Genomic DNA, 1,444 nt, shown 5'->3' with positions numbered 1-1,444 from the left:
ATTAGGCATAGGTGGCATTGGTGGTTTTGGGAACCCTCCCATAAACATCTTCTTAGCATCTTCTATCATCTTCCTAATATCAGCTACATCATTCTTTAAATCATTTATTTCTTTACTATTATCAACAGTATTAGTTACTGTAGGAATTTCTACTTGCGCTTCTAGTTGATCTAGAATATCTTTACACTTCTCCATTTCTTCATCATACTTACTTGCAGCTTCTTTTTTAGCTTTGAACTCATTATAGTTCTATCTAACCATATTAGCTATTTCTTCTTTATTAGTAGCAACAGTAAGTCCTATAGAAGTATCATTAATGATCGAACGCTCAGCTGGTACTGATAGTTTCTTAGACTCTCCATTACAGCTAATAAACACATCAACTAGTTTACGTCTGCTCTATCCTGGTATTGGAAACTAACCTTGAGGTAAAGCTTCATCATAAGGATTTGAAACCTAAGTAATGGAACCAAGACTATAAACAGTAGTCTTTTTAAAAGTTCCTAGAACTTCTAATACGTGCACGTGATCTCCTATTTTTAATTGACTAAATAACATAATTGAATTGGTTTTAGTAGGGCTACCTTTTATAGTAGCCCTAAGTTTTTATTAAGCAGCTGGCGCTACAATATGATTTACAGTCTGAAATACTCCAGTACGTTTATCATAGTATATTAGATATTTATTACCCGTTGAAATTTCTTCTGTTGGCATCTAATCACCAGAACCGTTTAGTAATGCTTTACCACTATTAGTATTTACACTAGTCGGATTAGATGATACCTAACTAGAACTAACAGAAGTAGCTACAGATACTAATGATCCTTCTGTTGCACCAGTAGCGGTATGGTTAATATTTAACAATATTAAACCTCTGCATGGTAATTGTCTCCATTGAAATGGACATATTCCATAAGTAACAGTATTGTTAGTAGTATCTACATTAGAGAATATAGTATCTAATGTTGGTATACCACCTTGATCAATACGTCTTACACGATAAGGGTTAAAGAAAGGATTAAACATAATTACCTCCTTTCTTATTAGCAACTACAACCGCAACCGTCGTTATATCCGTATCCGTAACCAGTGAATCCACCGTTACATCCGAATGGGTTACAAGTTAAGTAAGCAGGTACTGGACAAGGACGCAACTGATTTACGATATTAGCAGTTTGAGCAGATTGAGACAAACCTAACTCAAGAGCTGATTTTTCAGCACGCAATGTGTCAATCTTATTCTGCATTTCACGCATTTCAAGTTGACAGAATTTATCGTTAATCATTTGAGTCTGCGCATCTATCTTAGCACCAATTACATTAAACTTACTAGCATTATCTGTCATTAAGTTATTGAAACCACCAGTGATTGCATTCTGCAAAGTATTAGTTTGCTGACAGATAGACAGTCTATTGTCTGCATTCATTTGAGTCAAGTTCAAAT

General features: G+C 34.6%; 3 protein-coding genes. All 3 read right to left on the bottom strand.

The window, feature by feature from the left end; genetic code table 11:
* Positions 1 to 195 (bottom strand): hypothetical protein (locus tag GH664_RS22735; protein ID WP_153170311.1); only part of this gene is annotated, 195 nt, incomplete at its 3' end.
* 588 nt (positions 196 to 783) lie between these two features.
* Positions 784 to 1,026: a hypothetical protein gene (locus tag GH664_RS22730; RefSeq protein ID WP_153163788.1), complete on the bottom strand. Its 243-nt coding sequence runs from the start codon at positions 1,024 to 1,026 to the stop codon at positions 784 to 786.
* A 17-nt stretch (positions 1,027 to 1,043) separates the two neighbouring features.
* On the bottom strand, positions 1,044 to 1,444 hold a 401-nt coding region (locus GH664_RS22725; protein WP_228111684.1), incomplete at its 5' end, for a hypothetical protein.

The organism is Thauera sp. 2A1, assembly GCF_009469595.2.
GTDB lineage: Bacteria > Pseudomonadota > Gammaproteobacteria > Burkholderiales > Rhodocyclaceae > Thauera.
Note: the sequence above shows the minus strand (reverse complement) of the source record. Positions and strands in the feature narration are given on the sequence as shown.

Coding starts and splice junctions, on each gene's coding strand:
- GH664_RS22730 (WP_153163788.1), bottom strand. CDS start 1,026: ATGTTTAATCCTTTCTTTAACCCTTATCGTGTAAGACGTATTGATCAA.